The 21,048-nt window shown below is 65.1% G+C and carries 20 protein-coding genes; 11 read left to right on the forward strand and 9 right to left on the reverse strand.

Annotated features, from left to right (window positions below; translation table 11 throughout):
* Positions 1-75: 75 nt before the first annotated feature.
* The 3 genes from B378_RS0106590 (at position 76) to B378_RS0106600 (ending at position 1,832) form a co-directional block, all read left to right on the forward strand.
* On the forward strand, positions 76-522 hold the full coding sequence (locus B378_RS0106590) for a bis(5'-nucleosyl)-tetraphosphatase (RefSeq protein WP_004596138.1): 447 nt from the start codon (positions 76-78) through the stop codon (positions 520-522).
* An 83-nt stretch (positions 523-605) separates the two neighbouring features.
* Positions 606-1,601 (forward strand): DUF5787 family protein, encoded by a 996-nt coding sequence (locus B378_RS0106595; RefSeq protein ID WP_017343020.1) that lies wholly within the window; start codon positions 606-608, stop codon positions 1,599-1,601.
* Positions 1,602-1,622: 21 nt separating this feature from the next.
* Positions 1,623-1,832 (forward strand): hypothetical protein, encoded by a 210-nt coding sequence (locus tag B378_RS0106600; RefSeq protein ID WP_017343021.1) that lies wholly within the window; start codon positions 1,623-1,625, stop codon positions 1,830-1,832.
* Positions 1,833-1,880: 48 nt separating this feature from the next.
* Here B378_RS0106600 and B378_RS0106605 read toward each other — a convergent pair whose 3' ends face one another.
* On the reverse strand, positions 1,881-4,958 hold the full coding sequence (locus B378_RS0106605; RefSeq protein WP_017343022.1) for an FAD-binding and (Fe-S)-binding domain-containing protein: 3,078 nt from the start codon (positions 4,956-4,958) through the stop codon (positions 1,881-1,883).
* Between the two features lie 159 nt (positions 4,959-5,117).
* Here B378_RS0106605 and B378_RS0106610 point away from each other — a divergent pair, with 159 nt between their 5' ends.
* The 3 genes from B378_RS0106610 (at position 5,118) to B378_RS0106620 (ending at position 8,368) form a co-directional block, all read left to right on the forward strand.
* Positions 5,118-5,696, forward strand: coding sequence for an LUD domain-containing protein (locus B378_RS0106610; RefSeq protein ID WP_017343023.1), 579 nt, complete (start codon positions 5,118-5,120; stop codon positions 5,694-5,696).
* Positions 5,693-7,972, forward strand: coding sequence for an LUD domain-containing protein (locus B378_RS0106615; RefSeq protein WP_017343024.1), 2,280 nt, complete (start codon positions 5,693-5,695; stop codon positions 7,970-7,972). Before B378_RS0106610 ends, B378_RS0106615 begins: the two co-directional genes overlap by 4 nt.
* A 90-nt stretch (positions 7,973-8,062) precedes the next feature.
* Positions 8,063-8,368, forward strand: a complete 306-nt coding sequence (locus tag B378_RS0106620; protein WP_017343025.1) for a PRC-barrel domain-containing protein — start codon at positions 8,063-8,065, stop codon at positions 8,366-8,368.
* A gap of 37 nt (positions 8,369-8,405) precedes the next feature.
* Here the strand turns inward: B378_RS0106620 and B378_RS0106625 are convergent, their stop codons facing one another.
* From B378_RS0106625 to B378_RS0106640, 4 genes are all read right to left on the reverse strand, one after another.
* Positions 8,406-8,732: a hypothetical protein gene (locus B378_RS0106625; protein WP_017343026.1), complete on the reverse strand. Its 327-nt coding sequence runs from the start codon at positions 8,730-8,732 to the stop codon at positions 8,406-8,408.
* A 55-nt stretch (positions 8,733-8,787) separates the two neighbouring features.
* Positions 8,788-9,204, reverse strand: a complete 417-nt coding sequence (locus tag B378_RS0106630) for a hypothetical protein (protein ID WP_017343027.1) — start codon at positions 9,202-9,204, stop codon at positions 8,788-8,790.
* A 78-nt stretch (positions 9,205-9,282) separates the two neighbouring features.
* Complete coding sequence (locus B378_RS0106635) at positions 9,283-9,978, reverse strand: hypothetical protein (protein ID WP_026046200.1); 696 nt, start codon at positions 9,976-9,978, stop codon at positions 9,283-9,285.
* Between the two features lie 97 nt (positions 9,979-10,075).
* Entirely contained in the window at positions 10,076-10,636 is a 561-nt protein-coding gene (locus B378_RS0106640) for a thioredoxin family protein (protein ID WP_017343029.1), read from the reverse strand.
* Between the two features lie 127 nt (positions 10,637-10,763).
* On the opposite strand from B378_RS0106640, the gene B378_RS0106645 reads away from it, so the two are divergent.
* Both B378_RS0106645 and B378_RS0106650 read left to right on the forward strand, forming a co-directional pair.
* On the forward strand, positions 10,764-11,069 hold the full coding sequence (locus tag B378_RS0106645; RefSeq protein ID WP_155118188.1) for a DUF433 domain-containing protein: 306 nt from the start codon (positions 10,764-10,766) through the stop codon (positions 11,067-11,069).
* Positions 11,070-11,072: 3 nt separating this feature from the next.
* The gene (locus B378_RS0106650; RefSeq protein WP_017343031.1) at positions 11,073-11,417 is read left to right on the forward strand and encodes a DUF5615 family PIN-like protein; all 345 of its coding nucleotides are present in this window, start codon (positions 11,073-11,075) and stop codon (positions 11,415-11,417) included.
* A gap of 37 nt (positions 11,418-11,454) precedes the next feature.
* Here the strand turns inward: B378_RS0106650 and B378_RS0106655 are convergent, their stop codons facing one another.
* Complete coding sequence (locus B378_RS0106655; RefSeq protein WP_017343032.1) at positions 11,455-12,399, reverse strand: DUF368 domain-containing protein; 945 nt, start codon at positions 12,397-12,399, stop codon at positions 11,455-11,457.
* An 87-nt stretch (positions 12,400-12,486) separates the two neighbouring features.
* Positions 12,487-15,630, reverse strand: a complete 3,144-nt coding sequence (locus tag B378_RS0106660) for an oligosaccharyl transferase, archaeosortase A system-associated (RefSeq protein WP_017343033.1) — start codon at positions 15,628-15,630, stop codon at positions 12,487-12,489.
* A 97-nt stretch (positions 15,631-15,727) separates the two neighbouring features.
* Between B378_RS0106660 and aglG the strand changes: the two genes are divergently transcribed.
* From aglG to B378_RS0106670, 3 genes are all read left to right on the forward strand, one after another.
* A complete protein-coding gene (aglG, locus tag B378_RS0106665) occupies positions 15,728-16,669 on the forward strand; it encodes a glucosyl-dolichyl phosphate glucuronosyltransferase (RefSeq protein ID WP_017343034.1) in 942 nt (313 codons plus the stop codon).
* A 92-nt stretch (positions 16,670-16,761) separates the two neighbouring features.
* Positions 16,762-17,784, forward strand: a complete 1,023-nt coding sequence (locus B378_RS16360; RefSeq protein ID WP_082224247.1) for a polysaccharide pyruvyl transferase family protein — start codon at positions 16,762-16,764, stop codon at positions 17,782-17,784.
* A gap of 9 nt (positions 17,785-17,793) precedes the next feature.
* Positions 17,794-18,960 (forward strand): glycosyltransferase, encoded by a 1,167-nt coding sequence (locus tag B378_RS0106670; protein WP_026046201.1) that lies wholly within the window; start codon positions 17,794-17,796, stop codon positions 18,958-18,960.
* Positions 18,961-18,966: 6 nt separating this feature from the next.
* Here B378_RS0106670 and B378_RS0106675 read toward each other — a convergent pair whose 3' ends face one another.
* Together B378_RS0106675 and B378_RS16365 are read right to left on the reverse strand one after the other, a co-directional pair.
* Positions 18,967-19,887 (reverse strand): glycosyltransferase family 2 protein, encoded by a 921-nt coding sequence (locus B378_RS0106675; RefSeq protein WP_082224248.1) that lies wholly within the window; start codon positions 19,885-19,887, stop codon positions 18,967-18,969.
* 64 nt (positions 19,888-19,951) lie between these two features.
* Positions 19,952-21,022, reverse strand: coding sequence for a glycosyltransferase (locus B378_RS16365; RefSeq protein ID WP_082224249.1), 1,071 nt, complete (start codon positions 21,020-21,022; stop codon positions 19,952-19,954).
* Positions 21,023-21,048 lie beyond the last annotated feature (26 nt).

Genomic DNA, 21,048 nt, shown 5'->3' on the forward strand with positions numbered 1-21,048 from the left:
TCGACGCCGCCGAGACGCTCGTCTCTGTTCGGAAGTCCGACACGCTCTTTAGGGGTGATCGCTTACCTGCGGCTAATGACGGTCGAAGCGACCAGTGCCGGAGCCATCCTCTTCCGCGATACCCGCGGCGAACGGGAGTACTTGCTCCTGAAGAGCCGACCGGGGGACTGGGAGTTCCCCAAAGGCGGGGTCGAGGGGGACGAGGAGCTCCAGCAGACGGCGATACGAGAAGTCGGCGAGGAGGCCGGAATCGAGGATTTCCGGCTGATCGACGGGTTCCGCAGGGAGTACGACTACGTGTTCGAGGCGAACGGGAAGACCATCCACAAGACGGTCCACCTGTTCATCGCCCGCTCGTTCGAGGCGAGCGCGGAGCTCTCGAAGGAACACCGCGACCTCCAGTGGCGCGACTACGACCAGGCGCTCAACACGATCACCCAGGACGGGCCGCGCGACATCTTAGAGGAGGCCCACGACTACCTCGACGAGCGGAAAGACGAGGAGAACGGCAAGTACGTCTAACCGGGACGCTCGGGCGGCGCGGGCGACGACTGCCCCGCCTCCGAGCGGTTCGCTTTTGTCCGCTCCGCTCGACGGGTCGACCAGTGACGCCCGACGCCGAGTTCGGCTACGAGCTTCTCGTCTGCCGGTACGCCGAGCTGGTCTGGCACCCGAGCGAGGGGTCCCGTCCCGCGTTGGTCTCCCGCCAGCTCGGCACCAAGGAACGACGGTGGGACACCGTTGTTATCGAAGTCGACCCGGCCGCGTTCGAACGGCGGCGCGAGTTCGGCGACCGCACCATCGACTCCGACCTCCTCCACGTCGTCCGGGGCGCGCCCGCCGAGTGGGCGTTCTACCGCGACGCGCTGCCGCACCCCGGCTACCCGTGGCGCTACGTCCGGCAGGCGGTCCACCGCGCGGCGGGCCGGGACCTGATCGAGAAGCGCCGCGACGGCAACCGGATCCAGATCCGCCGGAAGCGACCGTACCCGGACTGGGTCGAGCGGATCGTGGCGGTCGAGAACAAGCCGGACTTGGACCGCTCCGCGGCCGACAGGCTCGCCGACCAGCTCGAACACGACATCGAGACCGCGCTCGCCGACGAGGCGTGGCTCGCGACCGAGACGACCGGCGAGCGCGTCGAGCCCGCCCTCCTCCGCGAGATGCCCGTCGAAGCCGGGATCCTCGCGACCGACTTCTCCGCGGGCGTCGACGCCGACGCGGCCGACGTGGCGTGGCACCCGAGCGATCTGGCCCCCGGAGAGGGCCAGCGCCGCGACGCCGGGACCGAGACGCTGCGGCTGGAGATCGCCGAGCGCGCCTACGGGAAGGGGTGGCGCTCGTTCCACGACACGATGCGCCCCGACTGCCGGCATTTCGAACTCCGGCGCGAGGGGCGCGCGCTCGTTCCCTACTGCGCGGCGAAAAGGAAAGTCCCCACCGCGCGGGAGTGTTCGGGCTCGTGTTCCGAGTTCTCGCCCGAACCCCCACAGTGGCGCACGAACGGGTGGCCGATAGAGGGCGGGCCCGGGAAGGGGTTCAAGCGGCTACTACGGAGACGGCGGGAGCACGAGCGGGACCTGGCCGAAAGGGTTGAGTGAGCGGCGGCGCCAGCCGGCCGTATGCGGTTCCCGAACCCGTCGCTCTCCGAGTACGCGCTCAACACGGCCGTCGTGGTCCTCACGCTGGCCGTCCTCCAGTACACCGGGTGGCTCTCTGACGACCCGGCCGGACTCGACCCGGCGTTCCTCGTCGTGGTCGCGGTGACCTTCCCGGCGTTCTCGTACCTGATCGCCCTCGTCGGGGCGAACGTCTGGCCGAGCGCGGAGTGAGTCTTCGGGCCCGATCGATTCGTCCGCAGGTGGCCCGCAGCCGCCTCCCTACACCAGCGCGGCCGCCAGCTTCTCTATCGGGTGCGTCGGCTCCGGCACCTCGCCGGGGCCTTCCTCTAACTGCGTCCGGCAGGAGGTGCCCGGCGCGACGAGGGCGTCGCCGTCGCTGGCGTCGACCTGCTCGAACAGGTTCTCGCCGATGGCCTTGCTCATCGAGTAGTGCTCGGCCTCGTAGCCGAACGAGCCCGCCATCCCGCAACAGGAGGAGTCGAGCGGGTCGACGCCGTAGCCGGCGCGCCGGAGCACACCGACCGCGTGGTGGTCCTTCTTCGTCGCCTTCTGGTGGCAGTGGCCGTGGTAGGTGAGCGACTCGGTGGACGCGTCGAGTGCGAGGTCCTCGTCGAGCCGGTGGGCGTCGACGTACTCCATGACGCCGTAGGCGCTCTCCGAGACGGCCGCCACGTCGGCGTCGGGCACGTCGCTGGCATCGCCGTCGAGCAGGTCGTGGTAGTCTGACTGGAGCATCACGGCGTCCGAGGGCTCGACGACGACCACGTCCCACCCGTCGCGGACGTCGGGGGCGAGCGTCTCCACGGCGGATTTGGCGGTCGCACGCGACACGTCCAACATCCCCTTCGAGTGGGGCGGGCGCCCGCTGCCGTCAACGTCCGGAATCCGAACGTGGCAGTCGGCGGCCTCTAAGACGCGTACAGCGGCCTTCCCCGCGCCGGGGTTCGTGTAGGTCGTGTACACGTCGGGGAACAGCAGGACCTCGCGGGCGGCCTCCTCGCGCGGGACGCCCGCGCCGCCGCGCGCCTCGAACCAGTCGACGAGCGTCTCCGAGCGGAACGTGGGGAGGTCCCGCTCTTTCGCGATCCCGAGCGCCTTCTCCGCGATGAGACCACTCCCGGGAATCTTGTTCGGGAGGTTCGAGAGCGGGGCGAGCTTCGAGGCGAGCGGCGCGAGCGACTCGAAGCGGCCGAGCAGCCGCGTCCGGAGGTCGACCCCGTGCTCCTCGTGGTGGGCGTGCTCGACCTCGGCCTTCAGCTTCGCCATGTCGACGCCGCTCGGGCAGTCCACCTTACAGCCCTTACAGCCGACGCACAGGTCCATCACCTCGGTGACGAACTCGTCGTCGGTCGGGTCGTCGGGGAGCTCGCCGGAGATGGCCCCGCGAAGCATGTTCGCCCGGCCGCGGGTCGCCTGGATCTCCTCCTCCGCCGCGCGGTAGGTCGGACACATCACGCCGCCGGTCGTCTCCTGCGGGCCGCGGCAGCCGCCGCAGCCGTGACAGAGCTCGACCATCCCCTGCATCCCGTTGTCGACCGCCCACTCCATCGCGGGGTCGAAGCCGGCGTCGTACTCGTACTCCGCGTCGAACCGGAGGTTCTCGCGCATGTCGAAGTCGCCGCAGACGTTCCCGGGATTGAGCAGCCAGTCGGGGTCGAACGCGGTCTTCAGCTCGCGGAACGACTCCCAGAGGTCGTCGCCGTACAGCTTCCGGTTCCACTGGGTGCGCGCGCGGCCGTCGCCGTGTTCGCCGGACACCGACCCGCCGAGCCGGACCACCGCGTCGGTGACGCGGTCGGCGATGTCGAGCATCGCGTCGACGTCGTCGACGTCCTTCGTGTTGATCAGCGGGCGGACGTGGAGTACGCCGGGACCGGCGTGCGCGTAGAAGGTGGCGAACGTGTCGTTGTCCTCGAGGATCTGCTGGAACTCGCGGGTGTACTCGGGGAGGTGTTCCGGCGGGATGGCGCAGTCCTCGATGAAGGAGATGTGCTTCTCGTCGGTGGTTCGCGAGAGGAGGATCGGGAGGCCCGCCTTGCGCATCTTCCAGAAGCGGTCGCGCTGCTCCGGGTCGTGCGCCTCCATCGCGTGGGCCGCCCGGCGAGGGTGACTCGTCGTCTCGGCGGCGCCCGCACTCGGGTCGGCCGCGGTGTCGACGCGGGCCGCTGCCGAACTCTCCTCCCCGCCCACTCGGTCCGCGATCAGGTCCGCGACCTTCTGTTTCCCCTCCGCGTCGTTCTCCGCGTAGAACTCGACGAGGAGGACGGAGTCGGTGCCGTCGGGCAACATTCCGACGACGTCCTCGAACTCCGGCGTGTCGGCGGCGAGCCCTAACAGGACGTCGTCCATCACCTCGACCGCGGCGGGGTCGTGTTCGAGACACGCCGCCACGTCCTCCATCGCGTCGAGGAGGTCGTCGTAGGTGAGCAGCGCGACCGCCTTCGTCTCGGGGATCTCGACGAGGGAGACGGTCGCCTCCGTCACCGTCGCGAGCGTCCCCTCGCTGCCGGCCATGAGGCGGCCGAGGTTGACGACGCCTTCCTCGCCGTACTCCCCGCGGTACTCGGCGAGCAGGCGGTCGAGGTTGTAGCCGGAGACGTTCCGCTTCAGCTCCGGGAACCGCTCGTCGATCTCGTCGGCCTCCTCGTCTAAGATACGGACGACTTCGGCGTGGATCCGGGGCAGCAGGTCGTCGGCGTCCGGGTCTGCGGACTCCCGAAGTTCCTCGACCGCGACCTCGCCGAACGTCGTCACGGTTCCGTCGGCGAGGACGACCTCCAGCTCCTCGACGTAGTGGTCAGTCTTCCCGTACTTCAGGGAGTGGGAGCCGGTGGAGTTGTTGCCGATCGCGCCGCCGACCGCGGACTTGTCGCGCCACGCCGGGTCGGGCGCGAACTTCAGGCCGTCGCCCTCGACCGCGGCGTTGAGGTCGCCGACGTACGCGCCCGCCTGAACGCGGGCCCGCTCGGCGTCGGGATCGGTCGAGAGCACGCCGTTCATCTCGCCGGTCAGGTCGAGGACGACCGCCTCGTTGACGGTCTGGCCGGCCAGCGAGGTGCCGCCGCCGCGCGGGAGGACGGGGATCCCCTCCTCGAAGCAGTGCTCGTGGACGGCCGCGACGTCCGCGGTCGACTCCGGGATCACGACCCCGATCGGGGTGACCTCGTACGCCGAGGCGTCGGTCGCGTACAGCCGCTTGGAGTAGTCGTCGAACCGCACGTCGCCCGCGACGCGGCGATCGAGCGCGTCGACGAGATCCGGTCGCTCCACCGCGCCGCCGGTGTAGTCGAAGTCCCCGCCGTCCGCCGGGTCGGGACCCGGGGTGTTTGTCGCCATGCGAACCCCTCGCAGTCGAACCGTGAAAAACTTCCTGCCGTCTGCGCGTCGCGAGAATTCGATCGCCCGTGCGGCGGTCTCGCCCGCCGCGTGCCGGGCGCGCTGTCGCCGCCCGGGAGCCGTCGCAAAACCCATATACTGGCCGGCGAAGGCACGACCATGTCACTCGCAGACGCGTCGACGTTCACCCGGCGGCTCGACGACCTCGGCGTCGCGGTCGCTACGGGCCCGCCTGAGGAGTGCGCGACCATGGTCGAGGCGGCCGCGGGCGAGCCCGTGGTCGGCGTGCCGCTCGGTCGCTCGGGGCCCGAGGGGCTCGCCGACTCGCCCGCGACGCTCCCGGACCGAGTCGAGACGGAGCCGACGACCGCCGACCTGCGCGCGGCTCACACCGGCGTCACCGCCGCGTCGCTCGGCGTCGCCGAGTACGGGAGCGTCGCGCTGGAGGCGGACCCGGCCGGCACGGAGCCGGTGAGCCTCTTCGTCGACCGTCACGTCGTCGTCCTCCGGGAGGCCGACATCGTCCCCGACATGCCCGACGCCTTCGACTGGCTCGGGCCGCGGGCGCGCGACGAGTCGGTCGACGTGGTGTTCGCGACCGGTCCGAGCGCCACCGCGGACATGGGCGGCCTCGTCCACGGCGCGCACGGACCGAAGGAGGTCCACGTGGTCCTGCTGCGCGACGACGACGCGGCGGACGGACCGAACGACACCCCCGACGCGGAGGCCGAACGATGAGCAGCGACGCCGAGCGCGGCGCCGGTGAGGGGCCGGAGGCGAGCGACCCCGACCGCGAGGCGAAGGCCGAGCGGATCCGCGAGCTGCTGGCGACCGAGGGCGACGCGGTCGCCGAGAACACCCGCGGGTTCAACGCGGGGCGCTACGAGTCGACCGGCCGCCTCGACGGCTACGAGGCGCTGAAAGACGAGGCGCGCGCCATCAAGGAGGACGCGATCGAGCGGCTCCCCGATCTCATCGACGAGGTGAGGGAGACGGTGGAGGCCAACGGAGGCACGGTGTACCTCGCCGACGACGCGGCCGACGCGAACCGATACATCCGCGAGATCGCGGCCGAGCGTGGCGCCGAGCGCGCGGTGAAATCGAAGTCGATGACCTCCGAGGAGATCGAAGTGAACGACGCGCTCGCCGCGGACGACGTCGACGTCGTCGAGACCGACCTCGGCGAGTGGGTACTCCAGTTAGCGGACGAGGAGCCCTCGCACATCGTCGCGCCGGCGATCCACAAGTCGCGCGAGGCGATCGCGGAGCTGTTCGCCGAGCGGTTCGACCCGGACGACCCGCCCGAGACCGCCGAGGAGCTCACGATGTTCGCCCGCGAGCGGCTCGGCGAGCTGATCGAGGACGCCGATCTCGGGATGACCGGCGCGAACTTCATCGCCGCGGACTCGGGCACCATGCTCCTCGTCACCAGCGAGGGGAACGCCCGGAAGACGGTGACCGCGACCGACACGCACGTCGCGGTCGCGGGCGTCGAGAAGCTCGTCCCGACCGTCGAGGAGTTCTCTCCGTTCGTCGAGCTGATCGGCCGGTCGGGGACGGGTCAGGACGTGACCTCCTACATCTCGACGCTGACGCCGCCAGTCGACTCGCCGGTGCCAGACTTCGGAAGCGATCAGGAACCGCTCGCCGACGGCTCCGACGCCGACCGCGACTTCCACCTCGTCCTCATCGACAACGGCCGGCTGGCGATGCGCGACGACGAGACGCTGAAGGAGACGCTGTACTGCATCCGCTGTTCGGCCTGCTCGAACGCCTGCGGGAATTTCCAGAGCGTCGGCGGCCACGCGTTCGGCGGCGAGACGTACTCCGGCGGGATCGCGACAGGGTGGGAGGCCGGCATCGAGGGGCTCGACGTCGCGGCCGAGTTCAACGACCTCTGTACCGGCTGCTCGCGCTGCGTGCCCGCCTGTCCGGTCGGCATCGACATTCCGTGGATCAACACCGCGGTCCGCGACCGGATCAACCGCGGCGAGGCCGACCCGAGCCAGCTCGACTGGGCGTTCGAGGAGCTGGTGCCGGACGAGGAGCCCGGCGGACTCGACCTCGGCACCCGGCTGGTCGGCAACTACGCGACGCTCGCGGAGTGGGGGCACAAGACAGCGCCGGTCGCCAACCGCCTCGCGAACGCCGGTCCGGTGCGCGCGCTCGCCGAGCGGGTGGCCGGGATCGACCGCCGGCGCGACCTCCCCGAGTTCGCGCGCGAGTCGCTCGTCGAGTGGTTCGACGCCCGCGGGGGCCCCGCGGTCCCGGCCGACGAGGCGACCCGCGAGGCCGTCGTCTACCCGGACACCGCGACGAACTACGTCGACGTCGAGCGCGGGAAGGCGACCGTGCGCGCCCTGGAGGCGCTCGGCGTTCACGTTCGCGTACCGGACCTCCCCGGGAGCGGCCGCCCGCCGCTGTCACAGGGGATGGTCGCGACCGCCGAGGCCGCGGCCGAGGACCTCTACGCCGGGCTGGCGCCGCACCTCGACGCCGGACGCGACGTGGTCGTCATCGAGCCGAGCGACCTCGCGACGTTCCGCCGCGAGTACGAGCGGTTCCTGCCGAGCGAGTCGTCCGAGCGGCTCGCGGACGCGAGCTACGACGCGATGGAGTACGTCTTCGGTCTGCTGGAGAACGGCGCCGATCCGGCGGGGCTGCGCGCGCCGAGCGAGGGGACCGGGCCGGTCGCGTCCGGGAAACGGATCGCGTACCACCCGCACTGCCAGGCCCGAACGGTCGAGGTGGGCGAGTACGCGACCGCGACCTTCGAGCGGCTCGGCTACGACGTGCGCGTCTCCGACACGGAGTGTTGCGGGATGGCCGGCTCGTTCGGCTACAAGACGGACTACTACGAGCTGAGCGTGGACGTCGGCGAGCCGCTGCGCGAGCAGTTCGGCGACACCGACCGCACGGTCGTCGCCCCCGGCACGTCCTGTACCGAGCAGCTCGACGCCCTGCTCGACGCCGCCCCGAGGCATCCGATCGAAGTGATCGCGCCGCGAGGGTGACCCGGTCCCGGGTACCGGGAACCCGCCGGCGTCGGACGCGCGTCGTTCGACAACGAACGCTTATTAGGCGCGCTCGTGTCCGTATCGTGTATGAACGCAGCCCCCGAAGAGATCACGGCGCTCGTCGGTCGCGAGGTGTACTCGAGCAACGGCGTTTTCGTCGGTGAGATCGAAGACATCCAGCTCGACTTGGACGCGCGCTCCGTGACCGGCCTCGCGCTCGCTGAACTCAACCACGAGCTGTTCGCCGGAGAGGTGGACGGCTCGACCGGCGTCGTCGTCCCGTACCGCTGGGTCCGCGCGGTCGGCGACGTCGTCCTGATCAACGACGTCATCGAGCGGTACGACACCGGCGACTCGGAGGAGGAGCCGAGCGAGCTCGCGGAGTCGACGTAACCGATTCTCGATCAGTCGGCCGCGTCGCGCGCGGCGTTCAGAACGGAAGCGCGTCGCGGAGGCTGGCGATCACGCCGCGCTCCTCGCGGCGCGCCTCGTCGAACACCGGGTATAAGGCGTCGAGAAACGCCGTCTCGTTTTCGAACTCCCGCTTGGGCACGCGGTCGAGCGCGTCCGCGAGCGCGATGGAGCGTCCCTGCGCGTCGTAGGGCACCTCTTGGTCGCCGAGCGCGTCCCGTAGCTCCGCGGCCGTCGCGGGAAACGACACGTCCGCCTCGTCGAGCCGGGCGTCGAGCGCGGCGATCCCGAACTCGATCGCCTCCGGCTCCTTCGTATCGCCGCCGCCGGGTGGCCGTGCTGCCATTACGGCGTGGTACTTCCTCCGACGGCTTGAAACCCCTGCTCTCGGCGCGTCCCGCTCATTCCGGCACGGACTCGGTCGGGGGCTCGGCGTCGACGACGGCGAGCTCGACCCCGTCTCCGGCCCGGTCGAAGGCGGCGACCGAGTCGTCGTCGTACGGCGGGACGGCGACGATCACCACGCCGGCGAGGTCGTCGGTCCGCGAGATTCCGAGGAACCCGTCCGGGTGCGAGACGAACCGCGCACCGCCCTCGCCCGCCGGCGTGCCGAGGTCGACGCCGAACACGGAGCTGACGGACTCCCCCACAGACGGGAGCGTGAAGTGGGTCACCACCGGTGTCTCCGGGTCGAGGCCGAGATTGGTCTCGAACTCGCCGGCGGGCGTCGCCGAGAGGCGAAGGTTCGCCTCGTCGGGGTCCTCGCTCGCGGCGCGCTCGCGCAGCACCGTCAACAGATCGCGGGTGACGTAGATCACTGGTCGGGAGCCGCTACGGGACGCATTGGCAAAAGGTCACGCACGGGTCGCCCGGCACCGCAGCGTTCCTGACCGCGCTCAGAACGGGAGCGCCGACTTGAGCGTCTTCGCGTACAGGCCGGCGGCCTTCGACCGCGAGCCGGACAGCGCGTCCTCCAGGGCGACGGCGGCGCGTTCGTGGACGCCCACGCCGTGCCCGACGAGGACGCGCTCGGGGTCGAGCCCGGAGAGCGCGGCCGTCGGCGGCGTGAGCCGGAGCATCGGGTGGACGCCGAGCCGCTCGCGGTCGCCGCGGAAGTACGAGGCGTTGCCGAGCGACTCGGGAACGATCAGCGTCTCCCCGTCGAAGAGCCCGACCTCCTGCCACGGCGGCAGCGAGGAGTCGCGGATCCGGATCGCCTCGAAGCCGGTGTCCGCGAGCCGCGCGCCGAACCGCTCGACGTCGACGTCCGGATCCAGCTCCTCGGCGACGCCGGTCATCCATTCGGGGACGTACACCGGGGCGTTGTGGCGCGTGGCGAGCTCGCCGCTGTCGCGCACGTGGCGGTCGAGCCCGACCACGACGCCCGCGATGTCGCCGAGTTCGTCGAGCAGCTCGTCGACGCCGGGCGCGTCGACCGGGTCGACCACCCACACGTCGTCCGCGTCCCTCTCGTCGTTCTCGACCGCGAACGCGTGGCTCGCGCGCTCCATCATCTCGTCGGGGTACGCGATCCAGCCGACGCCGCTGTCGTAGCGATCGATCTCGTGGAGGTCCGGCTCGTCGCCTTTCATTCCCATACCACCCGTTCGGCCCGGACGCTTGTTAACCCGTCTCCGGCGGAACCCCGATCCGAGACCACCCGCCGCGTCCGGCGACGGTCCCCGAGCCTCAGGCGTCGGGCCACTTGATTGAACAGCCGCGCGAGGGGCGGTCCGGAATCTCGACGTCCTCGCCCGCGAGGACGGCGTCGACTGCGTCGCGGACGTAGAACTCGGTCGGCTCGTCGTCGGGGTTGAGCGCGTCGTCGAGCCGCCCGTGGTAGCGCAGCCGCCACGCGCCGTCTTCGCGGCCGAAGAGGAACGGGTCAGGGGTACAGACGGCATCGTAGGCGGCCGCGACCTCGCCGGTCTCGTCGCGGAGGTACGCGTCGTACGCGACCGTGCCGTCGGCGACCCGCTCGCGCATCGCCTCGAAGGAGTCCTCGGGGTACGCGTCGGCGTCGTTGGGGTTGATCCCGACGACCGCGAGGTCGTCGTACTCTGCGGCGAGCTCGTTCAGGAGGTCGATCTTCGCCTTCGCGTACGGGCAGTGGTTACAGGTGAAGACGACGAGCAGCGCGTCCGTCTCGAAGTCGTTGAGCGCGTACGTCTCGCCGTCCGCGCCGGGCAACTCGAAGTCGGGGGCGGCGTCGCCACGGTCGAGTTCCGAGTCGGATTCCATCTGGACCATACGCGATCATACGAGCGGGAGGGGAAAAGGCGTTGCGCGACGTATCGATAACCTGTTCAGTCGCAGAACGTTCAGCGCCCCAACGCGCCGGCAAAGACTAAAGGCCACTACGCCGGTAGCTGCTGATATGTCGAGGCAAATGAACACCGTTGTCTCTGGTGACGAGTCGGACGTCCATGACGAGCCGCACGTTCGAGACCGACGAATCACCGTGCGTCATATCCACGCGCTGGTGGAGGAGCGCGGGCTCGACGCACAGACGGTCGCGGATCGGTTCGACCTCACCGCCGCGAAGGTCTACCACGCGCTGGCGTACTATCACGACCACCCGGAGGAGATGCGAACCGTCGAAGAACGCCGTCGGGAGCTACACGACGCCGCAGCGAACGATCCGAACGTCGTCACCGGTCCCGAGGACTTGTCGGACGCGTAGCGCATGCGGGTGTCATTTCTGCTCGATGAGAACATCGCGGCTCCACTGGCAGACAAACTCGCCAAAGCGGGCCACGACGTAGAGCGCGTCGTCGCCGTGAGCGAGCTCGGTGAGGGCGTCGACGACGTCGCGATTCGCCGGTACGCCGTCGAACACGACCGTCTCATCGTCACCAGTGACGACGATTTTGTCCAGATGTCGGTCGACTCGCACAGTGGCGTATTCTACGTGCCCGATCAATCACTCGAAACGCACGAGCTCTATCACATCATCCAGCGCGTCGTCGAGGTGTATCCCGACCGGGACGCCATGAAGGCGGTGACGTACATCACCACCGACTGGTTGTGATTCTCACTCACCGTAGACCAGTGACCGACTCCGCCAGTCAGTACTCGATGGTCGCGGAGTAGCGGTTCAACACGGCCACGAGCACGGCGCCGACGAGCGCGGCCAGCGCGAACCGCGGCGCGGCCGCGCGCCACGACTCGCCGCTTTCGGCTAACCGCGCGGACACCTCCACCAGCGGCGCGCGCAGCGCACCGACGACGAGGCTCACGAGGAACGCGACCGTGGCGCCGCGCGCCCGCGACAGCGCGTAGCGGACGGTGTGCGCGATGGTGAAGAGCCCGCAGACGCCGCCGAGCAGAAACGCCGCCACCGGCGGCAGCGTCTCGACGAGCGTGTCCGTGCCGTCCCCGAGCGCGAGCGCGCCCGCCCCGTCGACGAACCGCGCGACGACGCCGGACATGTACTCGTACTGGCCGAGGACGATAAGCAACAGCGACCCCGAGATGCCCGGGAGTACCATCGCGCTGACGGCAACGCCCCCCGCGAGGAAGACGAGCGGCAGGGGGCTTCCGAGCGCGGTCGCCGCGACGCCGGACGCGAGAAAGGCGAGCGCGAAGCCGGCGGCCGCGGCGGCCTTGCGGCGCGGCGTCGAGAGGTCGACGTCGCCGAGCAGCACCGCAGCGCTCGCCGCGATCAGCCCGAAGAAGAAGCCGTACGTCGCCACCGGCTGGGTCGCGAGCAGGCGGTTCACCGCGCTCAACACGGTCACGACCGCGGTGCCGATGCCGGCGCCCAACACGAGGAGGAACGCGCCGTCGACCTCCCGGAACGCGGCCCGAGCGTCGGCGCGGCGTCCGGGCCGCACGCCCGCGAGTACTCGACGCGCGCGGTCGGGGTCGACGGCGGTGACCGCCGCGATCAGGCGCTCGTAGATCCCGACGATCAGCGCGATGGTGCCGCCGGAGACGCCCGGCACGGCGTCTGCGCTCCCCATCGCGATGCCCTTCAGGTAGATCGTCGCCCACTCGCGGAGGTCGGCCATCTGCTCGCACGAAGCGCAGCCGCAGTAAAGAAGGGTGGGATCGCGCGACCGCGTCGGCCGCCCTGAGCCCGACCTCGGCGCCCGCGGTCAGTTCGGTGCGGTTGCCGTCGTGGCGGCCGTCGCCGTCGTCGCGGCCGGCTCGGCGCCGATCAGCGAGCCCGCGTCGGTCGAGTTCGTCGAGTTCCCGTCGTCGCTTCCATTCTCGTCATCGACGGGGCACTCGGGGTCGCCGCTCGGGCAGTCGATGATCTCCTCTTCGAGTTCGACCGTCGCCGCCGACCCGTCGGCGCCGACGACCTGCCCTTCGGTCACCTCGACCTGCCCGACGCGCTGGGTGGTGTACAGGTCGTCGCCGGTCGTCCGCTCGGTGGTGACGTTGTACGGCCCGGTCGCGCGGACGCTCGTGTTCGTGTACCCGTTCTCGGGGCCGAACTCGTCGTAGCCAGTCGTCGAGTACGGGAGCGTGAGCTCGAAGCTCCCGTCGTCGTCGGCGGTCGCGTACTGGGTGTACTCGAACGTCTGGCCGTTCGGCTTCTCCAACTCGACGGTCGCCTCGACCTCCTCGCCGGGTTCGGCGCCCGAGCCCTCGACCGTCGCGCCCGGCACGCGTTCGAACGTCTTGACGAAGTCGTCGCTGAACGCGCCGAACAGTGACTCGCCGAACGTTGACTGGAGGTCGACGCCGAACCGCTGGGCGAGGATCTGCGCCTGCTGGGCGTACGGCGACCGCCCCGGGGCCTCCGTGGCGTGAACGAGCCGGTAGTGTTCGAGGGCGTCGAGCCGCTCCGAGGGGACGCCCATCACGCCGCCGACCTGCGCCGAGCCGTCCTCTTCGACGTACGACTCCGCCGCGGAGAGGTTATCGAACCGCTGGATCGGCTGCCCCTCGCTCGGCAGGACTTTAATGTCGACCTGCTCGCCGGACTGGGTCTGTGCCGTCTGCGACTGCCAGTCGAGGACGACCGGCTGCGGCTCGACCGCGCTCCCGTAGTGCTGGTAGAGCCGGATCATCTGGCTCTCGTGGTACCGCTGCGTCCGCGTCTGGAGCGCCGGCTGGAGGCCGCCCTGCTGACCGTTCTGTCCCTCCACCTGTCGGTAGAGCAGCTCGTTGAAGTCGTTGACCGTCTCGTTGCCGCTGTAGAACGTGACCGGCGCGTTGAACTTGGAGTTCGGCGACGCCATCTGCCAGTCGACCATCACGTAGCGGGTGTCGTTCCCCTCGGTGCTCTGGCTCGCGAGCACTTCGGCCGCTTCCTCCTCGCTCGGCGCGAGCAGGTAGTCCGCCGCTTCGCCCGCGTTCTGCTGGAACGGGTTCGCGTTCGGGATGCGCTCGGCGCGCGTGGTAATCCAGTGGCCGTAGTCCCACCACGACTGGACGCCGTAGGCGCCCTCCGGGTACTCGAAGTCGCCGTCGGCGGGGCGCTCGTAGGTGCCGTACAGCTCCATCGGGTTGTCCGCGCCTTCGAGCTCGCCCGGTTGGGGCGTCTCGTCGTTCATCCACTGGAGGCTCTCGTCCCACTGGACGACGCTGCCCGGCTGGCTGGAGTTGCCGGCCTGCCAGACCGGGGTGGCGACGCCGACGAGCGGGACGATGAGGATCGCGAGGACGGCGGCGACGGTGAGCACCTGCCACCCCTCGATCTCGCGGACGGCGTCAAGCGAGGCGAGGTCGAGGGCGTCCAGCGCGACCTGGAGGAAGTACGCCGTGCCGACCGCGACGACGACGGCGAAGTAGTAGTTGAACCGGACCTGCGTGAACGCCGCGCTGCCGATGAACGCCGCCCACACGACGAAGTACAGCTCCTCGGCGTCGTACTCGACGAGGAACGTCGCGCCCACGAGGAAGGCGGCGGCGATGAGGAGGCCGATTACCTGCCAGTCGACGCCGACGAGGCCGCCGATTGCTCCGTACGCCTGCGGGACCGCGTAGACGGAGCCGACGACCGCGAGCGCGGCCGGGATGTACAGCGTGTGGTTGGTGTTGTCCGAGCGGTACAGCGGGCGCGCGAGGATGTAGAGGACCGCGGCGAGCGCGAGGAAGAAGGCGAGCCCGTATTGTGAGAGGATGAAGTTCGAGAAGGCGGCGTCTTGGAGCGGGGGTTGCCCCTCACCAATAGTGCGGAACGACGCACTCGCGCTGAAGCCGACGAAGTTCAGGAGGTTCCTTGTGATGAGCGACCACAGGGAGGGGAGCGCGATCCAGACGAAGGCCGCGGACGCGAGAATGAGACCACCGACCGCGGGTGGGTAGTTCGTCGCCTCGATGTCGCGCGACTCCCACTGGCGCGCGAGCCACGCAAGGAAGATGGCGCCGACCGCGACGCCGAGTGGGAGGACGACCTGTGTGAGCGAATAGCTGGTGACACCGAACTCGAGGTTGTCGAGCGCGATAACCTGCATGAGACCCGCGACGCCCATCGAAACCGCGCCCGCGAAGGCGATCGGCTCGGGACTTTTGCCGTGGTGGACATCGCTCGTGATCTTCACCGCAAGGAAGACCCCGGTGATGCCGACCAAGAGGACGCCCGGCTGCCACGTCCATATGTACAGGCCAAGCGCGACGCCCGCAGCGACCGCGTAAGCGGCGGGACGTTTGAGCGCGTCCCAGTCGCGGTCGACGACGAGTTCCCAGACCGGCTTCTCGCGGTTGGCCACGCTAAACGCGACGAGGAAGGCGAGGACAGCCGTGCTCTGGAAGAGGACCTCGGCCGCGCTGTGGTCCGGAAAACCAACGAGCGAGTACCGGAGGAAGGTGCCGGAGAACAAGGCCAGTATCACTGTGCCGGCGAGCGCGGGAACGCGGTCGGTGAACCGACGCGCAATAAAGTAGGTCGGAATCGCGACGAGTGCCCCGACGATGGGGGACATGACGAGCATGACCTCTTCGGGACTCCCCATGATCGGCTGAGCGATCCAGATGCCGACCACCATGATGTGGTCCCACAGTGTGCCGAACTGCCCGGCCGACCGGCCAACGGGGAAACCGGTCCAAGGATCGAACGGCATGGTGTTCGGCCAGTTCTGGAGGAGGTAGCTCGTTTCCCGGAGATGATACCACGCGTCGTTACCCCGGAAGTACACCTCGCCATTACGTACGAAGTTCCCATACGACCGGAGCCGCGTCCAGAGCATGAAGACGACCGTCCCGAGGAGGATCGGGACGTGATACCACCGTTGGAGGACGTCGAGGGGCGACCTTTCTTCCCCCTCGGTGTTGGTTTGCTCGCTCATTACACGGTGTCACTCGCAAAACGTCCATAAGGCTTGTTATAACCGGCCGGCGGGAGGTTCAGAATCCTTATTGATCCGGACGGAAAACTCGGGGTCGATGAAGGTCTCCGTCGTCGTCTGTACGTACACGATGGATCGCTACGACGTGTTCACGGAGGCCGTCGAGAGCGCCCTCGCACAAACCTACGATCCGATCGAGATCGTACTGGTGATTGACGGCAACCCAGAGGTGTACGATCGGGCAGTCGAGGACTTCGGGGACCGCGAGAACGTCGTGATCTCAGATAACGACAAGAACCAGGGGATCTCCTACAGTCGGACGCGGGGCGCGGAGCTGGCGTCGGGGGAGGTCGTTGCGTTCATCGACGACGACGGGGTGGCAGAACCGGACTGGATCGCGAACCTCGTCGACGTGTACGAGGAGACGGACGCGATCGCGGCCGGCGGCGACGTGCGCCCGAACTGGCAAGGGGAGAGGCCCGATTTCTTCCCCGAGGAGTTCTACTGGCTCGTGGGATGCGTCGAGCCGGACTTCGCCGAGGACGGCGAGGAGGTCCGGAACACGTACGGATCGAACATCTCGTACCGGCGGGATGCGTTCTTGGAGGTCGGCGGCTACGATCCGAACACGGGCCGGAAGGGAGACAAGCACCTACAGGCCCACGAGGCGCCCGTCGGGATACGGCTGCTGGAGGAGTTCGGACAGGGAATGGTGTACACTGCTGATGCCGTAGTGTACCACACGCTGTTCGAGTATCGCGGGGAGTTCCGGTGGCTGCTGTTCCGGTCGTTTTGGCAGGGGTATTCCAAGCGTGTGATGGATCTTCTCTACCCGGACGCGCCAGACGCGAAAGGCGACTACTTGAATTGGTTACTGACGGATCGGGTTCCGCGGCGTCTGGCGGGCATATTCCGGTCGCCGTCGCCAGCGGCAGTGAGGCAACTTCTCGCAATATTTGTATTTACCGGCGCAGTGGGTTTGGGGTATCTATACGCGATCCTGACACCAAATGTTTCAGAGAAAGCCAACTCTTCATAGTTAAAATTTAGGTTAGTTATAATCTAGATCTTCACAAACAACCTTACAATGCCCTCAGAGGGCTTTTGTAGCAGAGCATTAAATGGCGTATTATGGATTTGAGAGATCGCGTATTGACTGAGGCTGAAAAGATCAGGAAGGCGGGCGTTCTAGCTAATATGTATCGGAAATCATCTAAAGAGTACGAAATCGGAATTTTTGGGTCGTACGCAACGGGAAATATCGGCGATTTGGCTATTGGAAAGGCCTTACGTGATAAACTCAGAGAGAGTGGATATAATACAGAAATTTTTTCGAGGAAAATAGATGCAGATTGCTCAGTTCAAATACTAGGCGGTGGGGATCAGCTTCATGATATGTCTGAGAAGAAGCTGAAAATGGATCTGGGGTCGCTTACAGCAGGTTCAATGATTATTGGAATTGGTGCTCATGAAATTGTGAATGAAGAGCTCCAAAGATGGGCAAGAGAAAAGCTTGACCAACTCACCCTCATCACGGCTCGAGATATAAGATCTAAGAATATAATACAAAAATATACAGATACAGAAGTAATTCGCACTAGTTGTCCGGCTTTCCTTCATGACGTTCCAGAATCAAAGGCAAGTAAACCATTCACGGGAGTTTCATTTAAGCCTTGGAATCCAGGATACACCCAAGGGGAAAACCCTAGGTGGGATAAGATGGATACTTCAATACCTCCTGATGAGGCTGTTGACAGATATCATCGATCTATTCGAAACATTGTTGATTCGGTGAATAATCCAACACTGATCCCGTTTCACCACTTTGACAGAGAATTCGGCAAGAAATTCAAGAATTTGGATGTGTTCCCGTATAATTTTGATGTTGAGGAAACTCTATCTCGAGTAGCAGCCGCTGACCGAATGGTATGTACCCGATACCATTCGCTCGTCTTTTCTATTTTGTGTAATAAACCGTCAATCGCGATCGCGTATTCTCCGAAAGTTGCGCAGCTTGCGGAGAGAGCGGACATTCCGTATTACCTACAGTATGAGCCGGTTAAATTGAATTTTAAGTTGCCAAACAACCGCCGGGAAATAATGGAAGACGCCTCAAGAAACATTTCACTTATAAATGAACGCATTCAGCTATAGAGAACAACCATGGTAGATGACTGTCGAAACCGCATAAAAACCGCAGTCGCTCACTGGGGTGAACATGTCAACGGCGGCGGAGACAGAGTCGGATGGGAGCTCTCTCGGGTGTTCGAAGACGCCCCCTTCTACGTGGGCTGGCAAGATGAGAGTATCGAACCGGACGACATCGAGGCCGAGCAGTTGATCGACGGTCGAATGAACGAGTGGGCACTCCGGCGGGGCGGCGTCGCGCGTATGCTCGCACACATGCTCGGGTGGCAAGTCGCCGAACCCCTTCGGGATCACGACATACTCGTGACAAGCGGGAATGAGCCGCTGTTCTACGTACCGCCGACAGAGCAAGTCTGGGTCGCATACGTCCACCATACGAACCGACGCCAGTCCGACCAGATCGACGAAGTCGGCGACGGCAGGCTCACTCCGATTAAGCTACTGTTCTACTACCTCATCCGCGTCGCGTTCGACCACAACACCCACAAGCCAGACCTATTCCTCGCCAACTCCGAGCAGGTGAAGCGACGGATGGTCCGCTACTGGGGAATTCCGGCGGAGAAGATCGACGTAGTGTACCCACCGGTCGACACACACGAATACTCACATGAAGATGCCGAAACGGGCGACTACTACCTTACGCTCTCCCGTCTGGACTGGCACAAGAGCGTCGAAGACATCGTCCGGGCGTTTGATGGACTCGACGCTAAGCTCGTCGTCGCCGGCGACGGTCCCGAGCGCGAGAAACTCGAACGCATGGCGGGAGAGAACGTCGAATTCGCGGGATACGTCAGCGAGTCGGAAAAGAAACGATTACTGGCAGGGGCGAAAGCATTCGTCTTCAACGGGCAAGACGAGGACTTCGGCATTTCACCAGTAGAGGCACTCGCTGCCGGAACGCCGTTGATCGGGGTCGAGGAAGGGATGACACAGTATCAGATCGTCAACGGCAAGAACGGATATACATTCACGCGCGACACGAGTGGGGAGCCGATTCGCGAGGCTGTGGAACGTTTCCAGACCGATGGCGTGGCGTGGGACGACGCAGCAATCGCGGAGTTCGCAAATCGATTCTCGGTGGACGCGTTCCACGAGCGGGTTCACGAAGCGGTGGATCGGGCGACCGAGAACGCCGACGTTACTCCAGAGTGGTATGAGGAAGTCGGGGCGGAGTCGCCCTGAGGTACGCTAACGAACGAATCGCTTCGCGAAGTTCAGCAGCGGGCCGTTCCTGTCGATTCCAACGAGCGCTATCACGAACATCGCCCACGAGATCGGTCTGATCGGGTAGCGGAGGATGGCGAGTCCCAAGTGTTTCAGTGCCTTCTGACGATCGCCGTTCGATTCGTAGTCCCGACCGATGACATGGTGGTGGTAGGAGTAGATCCGCGAGCGAGTAATGAAATCGAGATCTGCCGCCCGTTCCTTGATCTTCTCGAACACCGCGAGGTCTCCCTTGATCCGGCTGTCGAAGTCCTTGGAGATGCTGTCCGGTTGCTCCCGCTTGTCGACGAGGATTTCGTCCACGTAGTCCACGGTGTAGTGCTCGGTGATCCGGAGCCAAAGGTCGTAGTCCTGTCTGCTCGGGAGTGAAGTGTCGAATCCACCTACTTCCTCTACTACGTCTCGCTGGACCATCACTGTCGAAGTAGGGTGGACGCGGTCGCGTTCCAGTTCTTCGAGGTAGATGTCTCCGCGTGCCTCGGGGAAGCGTTCCCACTCGCTCCCGTCGAGTTCGTACTGGACGAACCCGGTGTAGACGAGGCCGAGGTCGTCGTCACCGTTCTCGAACACCTCGCGCTGTTTCTCCAACTTCGTCGGTTCCCACGTATCGTCGGCGTCGAGGAAGGCCATATACTCTCCGTCGGCGTGTTCGATTCCAGTGTTACGGGCGGCCGCAGCGCCCAGATTTTCGTCGTGCGTGATGAGCCGTACTCGGTCGTCGTAGGCGTTGACGATCGGTTTGAAGTCGGTGTTCGACGCGTCGTCGACGACCACGACTTCGTAGTCGTTCACGGTCTGTTTGGTGATGCTATTGAGGGCATCTCGAAGGAGGTCTGGTTGCTCGTAGACGGGAATAATAACAGAGATTATTTTCTGACCGATCATTAATATCCGTAGTCAGTGAGAAAGCCAGTCGGACTCCATTCGATACTGGATAGTTCTTTGATCATTATAATGACAAATATATGTCACAAGTCTCTTCGGCCACTCTGTCCCAACTTGATTTTTCCATCTCTGCCAGATTTTTTTCGCCAATTGAAGTCAAATTGGAGGATTTAGCCGCATTAAGCTTTTTTCTGAAAGATTCTCGATCATCTTGTTCGTAGAGTAATTCGGACTGCTGTGCTAACAATTCAGGCATACAACCGATTTGTGGAACAACAACAGGGAGACTGAATGACATTGCGAGAATTGCTGTTCCCGAAGTTAGAATGTCTCGGTAAGGAAGAACAACCACATCAGCGGCATTCATGTATATTTGTATCTCATCATCGGGAACAAATTTCAATACAACATCAATATTGGAGGACTTACTAGCGGACTCATTTATACACCGTTTCAATTTTTTCGTTTTTGGATTGCCAGCTATAAGCAACCGAGAATTTTTTGACTCTATATCTGTAAAGCATTTAATAATCTTGGGAACCTGTTTATATTCACGAATTTGTCCGAAATATAAATAAACAAATTCTTCTGAATCAATTCCAAGTTTCTTGCGTGCATCTGATTCGGAAATGTCGTTTTGATAAGCATTTATATAATTCCCGTGTGGGACTACACTGACTCTATTCGAACACTTGGAAGGTATTTGATATTCTTCTCTCACAAGACTAGCAGCTCGATCGCAGTGGGTGATTAATCTAGAACATAGCCTTGCTGCTATCCGGCGCTGGAATAATTCTGCCCGAGGTGCGCGTCGGTCATGTTCCCGCAGATTATGGACGGTCCAAACGAGTTTTATTCCTAGCAGCCTGACAATTAGAAGCTCAAACGGGAACCGAATAAATTTGAGAACCGATTCAAATGACGAGTCACCATAAAAGAATAAATGGATCCAGTGTAAGTGAATTATATCCGGGCGCTCGTCTGAAAATAATGCAGCACCCAGAATTGGTGCTGCTGGCCACCATGATCCCTGAACGGGATCTATACCATCAACTTCCTCTAAAGCGGAGAGAAGTTCGCGCCTGTAGGTATTAGTATCATCATCATACGGTAGTGTAATCACTCGCTTAGTCATTGATGAGCGTCCGGTTTGTGCTATTG

Origin of the sequence: Halorubrum sp. T3 (assembly GCF_000296615.1) — an archaeon.
Lineage (GTDB): Archaea > Halobacteriota > Halobacteria > Halobacteriales > Haloferacaceae > Halorubrum > Halorubrum ruber.